This is a genomic window from Subsaximicrobium wynnwilliamsii (genome assembly GCF_007997225.1).
Lineage (GTDB): Bacteria > Bacteroidota > Bacteroidia > Flavobacteriales > Flavobacteriaceae > Psychroserpens > Psychroserpens wynnwilliamsii.
The window spans coordinates 1-6,012 of record NZ_VORM01000056.1 but is presented as its reverse complement, the minus strand read 5'-3'; the positions used below and the strand labels follow the sequence as shown (position 1 = coordinate 6,012).

Here is a 6,012-nt window from a genome sequence, read left to right as displayed (position 1 = left end):
ACTACTGCAAATAGAAAACCAACGCATCTTGCAGATGCTGTTTTTTTCATTTATTGAAAATAGCTCAAGCACGCTTGGGATTTTCGAAATGAATTGAAGGGATTAGCTGCGCTGTTCCGAAGCTGCTACACTACTGCAAATAGAAAACCAACGCATCTTGCAGATGCTGTTTTTTTCATTTATTGAAAATAGCTCAAGCACGCTTGGCTATTTTCAATAAATGAAAAAAACCTATGCTCCCGCATAGGTTTTCTGCTTGATGTGGAGCATATCGGATTCGAACCGATCGCCTCTACACTGCCAGCGTAGCGCTCTAGCCAAATGAGCTAATGCCCCGTAACATTCAAAATTCAATGTTCAAAATTCTAAATCAAGACCTTGAATCTTGAACATGGACCTGAATATTTTCAGTCGACAAATATAGGATTTTATTTTAACCCGCTCAACACTAAAACAGGTAAAGTGGAACTGTGAAAATCTTTTTTCAATATCGTGTTACTTTCCCACATCTTACTAAAGAAACCACGCTTGCGCCTTACCACGCATAATAAATCCGGTTTGTTTTCCTTATAATGCTCCATAACAGCCTGAATGGTCGTTGGGTTTTCGCTGTAAGCGGTATTTGAAATCAGACTTTTTAGATCCTCAGTCACATTAAAGTCCCCTTCGTTGTGAAAAGGCGTCTTAACCAACAACAAGTTGACTGTCGATTTAAATTGTGCCTTAATATCCTTCAATGGGTTTAATGCTGCTTCATTTTTTATAATGGCCGATTTAATAGCCATCAAAATCGTATCTATGGACTTAAATTTAAAACCTTCTGGCACAATCAATGCAGGGATATTGGTCTGCTTAACGATTTTTCCCGAGGTTTTTCCCAAATACACTTCCTCTTTCAAAGAGTTGGTGCGTGGTTCTAATAATATTAAATCGACTTCCAAAGCATTGCAAGCCAATTCAAGCGTATCCACCAATTTGCCTTTAAAGGTTCTTATGGAAATTTCAACACCTTTCGTATCAACCTTTGCCACATGCTTCGTTAAGAATTCCAGACTTTCACGCTCCAAAATATGATCTATCTTAATCATAGTGCCTGCTTTAGTGTAAACATTGTAAATTTGCACAACATAGAGTTTAGCACCAAAGCTTTTGGCAAAGTCCACTGCATATTGCAAATGGCTTACTGCATTTTTTGAGGAACCAACAGGAACGAGAATTGACTTCATAATCTAAATTTTAAAAGTAACTTTACTCAAATTTTAAGTAAAGGTAGCTATTAAAATGATACGCAAAGCAAGAGCACAGGATATTGACGCCATAATAACAATCACGAAAGCTTGTGCTAAATACATGGTTTCCAAAGAGATATTTCAATGGAATGAGCACTATCCAAACCGGGCAGCCTTCCAGAAAGACTTCGATAGGGCAGAGCTTTACGTAATGGAACTTCACGAAAACACTATTGGCTGCATTACGCTTTCCACATTGATGGATGCAGAATACACGCCAATCCATTGGCAGACAAAAAACAGCAACAACCTTTACATTCATCGTTTAGCGGTGCACCCTGAATTTCAAGGTCAGGGTTTTGCGCAAAAACTCATGGATTTTGCTGAAGCCTTCGCAAAAAACCACAATTTCGAGTCGATTCGATTAGACACCTTTTCACAAAATGAGCGCAACCAAAACTTTTACGAGCGGCGCAACTATAAACAATTAGGCGAGATTTATTTTCCGAAGCAAAGTAAAAAACCTTTCTATTGTTACGAACTGGTTTTATGAGCGCAGACATTTCTTTCAAAAACATAAACAGACTCGCCATTCCTGCATTGATTGCTGGGGTGGCAGAACCACTCATCTCGTTGACAGATACCGCCATTGTTGGCAATGTAGACCTCAACGCCACCGAAAGTCTTGCGGCGGTAGGCATCGTAGCCACCTTTTTATCGATGCTCATTTGGGTCTTTGGGCAATCGCGAAGTGCTATCTCTTCCTTAGTCTCACAATATCTGGGCGCCAACAATTTAGAAGCCATCAAAAGCCTCCCTGCGCAAGCCATTCTTGTAATGACCCTGCTTAGTATATTGATTATTGGAGCAACCTATCCCATTGCAGAGCATATTTTCAAATTGTACAATGCAGATAACCTCATTCTCGATTACAGCGTCGAATATTACAAAATCCGCGTTTTTGGGTTTCCATTTACCTTATTCACTTTTGCGATTTTTGGGACTTTTAGAGGTCTGCAGAACACCTTTTACCCAATGATCATTGCGCTTACGGGCGCTGGCCTTAATATTGTTTTGGATATTATTCTGGTCTATGGCATTCAAGATTACATTCCAGCAATGCATATCAAGGGCGCCGCTTATGCCAGCGTGTTTGCGCAATTTATCATGGCCATATTGTCTGTGATTTTTTTGCTTAAAAAAACCGATATCTCACTTAAAGTCCGTTTACCGCTAAATCCCGAAATCTCTCGTTTTGCTTTGATGGTGCTCAATCTGTTTGTACGTACCTTGGCATTGAATGTGACTTTATATTTCGCCACAAGGTTCGCTACGTCCTACGGGAAAGAATACATTGCAGCCTACACCATTGGCATCAACCTTTGGTTTTTGGGTGCTTTTATCATCGACGGTTATGCCAGTGCCGGAAACATTCTCTCCGGTAAACTATTAGGCTCGAAATCTTACACAAATCTTATAAAATTAAGTAATAGACTTATCGGTTACGGCCTCATTTGCGGGGTGGTATTGGCGCTATTAGGGGCTGTTTTTTATTATCCTATCGGAAGGATTTTTACTGAAGAACCTAAAGTACTAAAACAATTTTATAGTGTTTTTTGGATCATACTCGCCATGCAGCCCTTATGTGCCTTGGCTTTTATTTTTGATGGTATGTTTAAAGGCATGGGGAAGATGCGCTATTTGAGAAATCTCTTGCTGATAGCCACAGGAGTCGTATTTCTACCTTTACTTTTTATTTTAGATCATTACAATCTCAAACTTTACGCAGTTTTTATCGCATTTACCTTTTGGATGGTTGCCAGAGGCATTCCGTTGATTATAAAGTTTAGACAACTCTTTTTGCCACACGCGGAAAACCATTAACTTTGATCGCCGAAATTATTTTATAAAATCTATCAAATGTCCATTTTATTAGTTGTTCAAGATCCAATTGCTCGCAGTTCTGGTTATGAGATTGGTTATACCATTGGCCAGTATCTGCCTTTTGTGATATTGGTAATTATAGCTTACTTGCTTTTTAGACATTTCAAAAATAACTCCCAAAAATAAGCCTGTGGATTTTATGAAATTTATAAGTGGTAATGGTTTGTTCCTTTTATTGGGAATTGTTCTAGTGGTTGTCTATTTCTACAACCGCAACAAGAAACGCTAATTATCTTGTTTTAAGCCAACCTGTGATACTCAAGCGCTCCACCTCTACCGGTTTGACTTCGTGCTCAATGATTTGGCTTTCAAAAATAACCACACGCCCGGGTAAGGGATAAATGATTTTTGGTGCTTCTCTACCGTTTTCATCCAGATAAAGCACCAACTCACCACCATTTTCTGGTTGCCACTCTTCATCGTTTAAATAGCAAACGAATGATAGTTTACGACGATCGTCATTTTTGAAGGTATCAATGTGGCGCTTGTAAAAAGTCGCTTTAGGGTATAAGGCATAGTGAAATTCCTTGTGCAAAATCCCCATAAAACACGTGCGATTGAGATAACCCACCAAATCGTTGATTTGATTAAAAAACAAAGCTTCAGCAGTGTTGGCCATATTTTCATCAATCCACAAAATGTGATCGCCTCTTATCGATTTTACAATCACTTCATTTACGCGGTTACCAATAGCTGCCTTTTTAAATCGGTCTTCATCATGTTTGGCCAAAAGGGATGCCCTTAAAACGGAGACCGTTTCCGCAGAAAAAAAATGATCGGTTATACTGTATTGGTTAATGGCTAAATCTGAAATGATTTGCTCGTACATGGCGTTTTCAATAAAAGACATTGCATTCGAAAGTGTTTCCATAAACTTCAATATCAATTGATTAACCCGAATCTTTATAACCCGTACCGCAAAAAAAGTTGGCAAATGTACTCGAAAAAGCCATTCCTTTTGCAAAATGAATATCTTTGCACAGAAAAATGCCTTCTTATGAGCAATATACGTATAACTAAACAATTTTCTTTTGAAACTGGCCACGCCCTTTACGGCTATGATGGCAAGTGTAAAAACGTGCATGGCCACAGCTACAATCTAGCAGTGACCGTAATTGGACAGCCTATTGCAGATAGTGATCATGTAAAATTTGGGATGGTCATTGATTTTGGCGACCTCAAAAAAATTGTCAAGGAAGAAATCGTGGATGTTTTTGACCACGCAACCGTATTCAACAAGAACACGCCGCATGTAGAATTGGCCAAGGAGTTGGCAGATCGAGATCACAATGTGCTGTTGGTAGATTATCAACCCACCAGCGAAATGATGGTTATTGATTTTGCTGAAAAAATCAAACAACGCTTGCCAGAGAACGTACAATTACATTCCTTAAAACTTCAGGAAACCGCAACCTCCTTTGCGCAGTGGTTTGCTTCAGATAATTAAAGGGCTATATTTGAAATATACAGCATTCTAGCTCAATCCATTCAAACAGTACCTATGCAAATCCCAAAAGGAAAAAAAATATACTTCGCATCAGACAACCATTTGGGAGCCCCTACTAAGGAAGAATCTTTTCCACGTGAAAAGAAATTTGTGGCTTGGCTGGATGAGATAAAAACCGATGCTGCTGCGATTTTTTTATTGGGCGACCTCTTCGATTTTTGGTTTGAGTATAGTACCGTTGTTCCAAAAGGCTTTGTAAGAACCTTGGGTAAACTTGCTGAAATTAGGGACTCAGGAATTCCTATCTACTTTTTTGTGGGCAATCATGACCTTTGGATGAACGGTTATTTTGAGAAAGAACTCAACATACCAGTCTATCATAAACCCATGGAGTTTACCTTTAACAACAAGACCTTCTTTATTGCCCATGGTGATGGTTTGGGCCCTTACGATAAAGGATTTAAGCGCATGAAAAAGGTGTTCACCAACCCCGTGTTCAAATTTTTATTCAAGTGGTTACACCCAGATATTGGTATGCGTATTGCGCAATATATGTCGGTTAAAAACAAGCTCATTTCTGGCGAGCACGACGCCAAATTTTTGGGCGAGGATAACGAGTGGCTTATTTTATATAGTAAATCGAAGCTAGAAGAACAGCATCGCGACTTCTTCATCTACGGGCATCGGCATTTACCTATGGAAATCGATTTAGGCCAGGACTCAAAATACTTCAACTTAGGCGATTGGATTCAATATTTCACTTATGGTGTTTTTGATGGCGAGCATTTTGAGATGAAGACTTATAAGTAACTTTAAAAATGTAAAAACTACTTAATCAATTTTTCTAATTGCTCAATAAGTCTATCCTTATCTTTTAATCGTGATTCATAAAGTTCTATTATTTTTTGATTTTGTTCTTTATTTTCTTGGTAAAAATTAGCTGTTTGTTGTAAATAAGCAGTTGCACTTTCTTTATTTGTCTGGTTAAACTGATTGGTTGCTTTTATTTCTAAAAGTTCTGAAACTTCAACCTCAAAAATTCCAGCTATTTTATACAATCGCTCTACAGTGAGTTTAGTATCATTTTTTTCTAACTTACTGTATGCTCTTGACTAATATTTAGCTCGTGTGCTACATATTCATGAGTATAGCCTTTTAGTTTACGAATACGTTTTATATTTTCTAAAATTATTTTCATAAGTAAATATTATATTTTTTTTTTGTATATCCGTTTAGTGTCCATTAGCTGTAATGCTTGCTATTACTAGTCTATCAAAGATTCGCTCACCAAAATATCTTCGATTTAACTTGTAAACAAACTCGTTTAGATAAAGTTGCAGATATTTTTTCTTGATTTTATGGTACGTTCCTGTAAAATTCCGTTTAGCATTA

At 37.9% G+C, this 6,012-nt stretch carries 9 protein-coding genes and 1 tRNA gene; 5 read left to right on the top strand and 5 right to left on the bottom strand.

The features are described 5' to 3' along the window. Positions 1–262 precede the first annotated feature (262 nt). A tRNA-Ala gene (locus ESY88_RS20170) sits at positions 263–336 on the bottom strand. 92 nt (positions 337–428) lie between these two features. After that, positions 429–1,226, bottom strand: coding sequence for a universal stress protein (locus ESY88_RS20165; RefSeq protein WP_147088502.1), 798 nt, complete (start codon positions 1,224–1,226; stop codon positions 429–431). 55 nt (positions 1,227–1,281) lie between these two features. Between ESY88_RS20165 and ESY88_RS20160 the strand changes: the two genes are divergently transcribed. Genes ESY88_RS20160 through ESY88_RS21265 form a run of 3 tightly spaced genes read left to right on the top strand, consistent with a single transcriptional unit; the run spans position 1,282 to position 3,299 of the window. Next, a complete protein-coding gene (locus tag ESY88_RS20160) occupies positions 1,282–1,782 on the top strand; it encodes a GNAT family N-acetyltransferase (RefSeq protein WP_147088501.1) in 501 nt (166 codons plus the stop codon). Continuing rightward, the gene (locus tag ESY88_RS20155) at positions 1,779–3,113 is read left to right on the top strand and encodes an MATE family efflux transporter (RefSeq protein WP_147088500.1); all 1,335 of its coding nucleotides are present in this window, start codon (positions 1,779–1,781) and stop codon (positions 3,111–3,113) included. Before ESY88_RS20160 ends, ESY88_RS20155 begins: the two co-directional genes overlap by 4 nt. Positions 3,114–3,149: 36 nt before the next feature. Then, complete coding sequence (locus ESY88_RS21265) at positions 3,150–3,299, top strand: hypothetical protein (RefSeq protein ID WP_189702681.1); 150 nt, start codon at positions 3,150–3,152, stop codon at positions 3,297–3,299. Between the two features lie 103 nt (positions 3,300–3,402). Here the strand turns inward: ESY88_RS21265 and ESY88_RS20150 are convergent, their stop codons facing one another. Beyond that, the gene (locus tag ESY88_RS20150; RefSeq protein ID WP_147088499.1) at positions 3,403–4,044 is read right to left on the bottom strand and encodes a 2OG-Fe(II) oxygenase; all 642 of its coding nucleotides are present in this window, start codon (positions 4,042–4,044) and stop codon (positions 3,403–3,405) included. A 126-nt stretch (positions 4,045–4,170) separates the two neighbouring features. Between ESY88_RS20150 and ESY88_RS20145 the strand changes: the two genes are divergently transcribed. Beyond that, positions 4,171–4,620: a 6-pyruvoyl trahydropterin synthase family protein gene (locus tag ESY88_RS20145; RefSeq protein ID WP_147088498.1), complete on the top strand. Its 450-nt coding sequence runs from the start codon at positions 4,171–4,173 to the stop codon at positions 4,618–4,620. 54 nt (positions 4,621–4,674) lie between these two features. Then, positions 4,675–5,430 carry a UDP-2,3-diacylglucosamine diphosphatase gene (locus ESY88_RS20140; protein WP_147088497.1) on the top strand — a complete coding sequence of 252 codons (756 nt, stop codon included), beginning with the start codon at positions 4,675–4,677 and terminating at the stop codon, positions 5,428–5,430. Positions 5,431–5,447: 17 nt separating this feature from the next. Here ESY88_RS20140 and ESY88_RS20135 read toward each other — a convergent pair whose 3' ends face one another. Continuing rightward, entirely contained in the window at positions 5,448–5,678 is a 231-nt protein-coding gene (locus ESY88_RS20135) for a hypothetical protein (RefSeq protein WP_147088496.1), read from the bottom strand. 174 nt (positions 5,679–5,852) lie between these two features. Continuing rightward, a partial coding sequence (locus ESY88_RS20130; protein ID WP_147089840.1) for a transposase occupies positions 5,853–6,012 on the bottom strand: 160 nt, incomplete at its 5' end.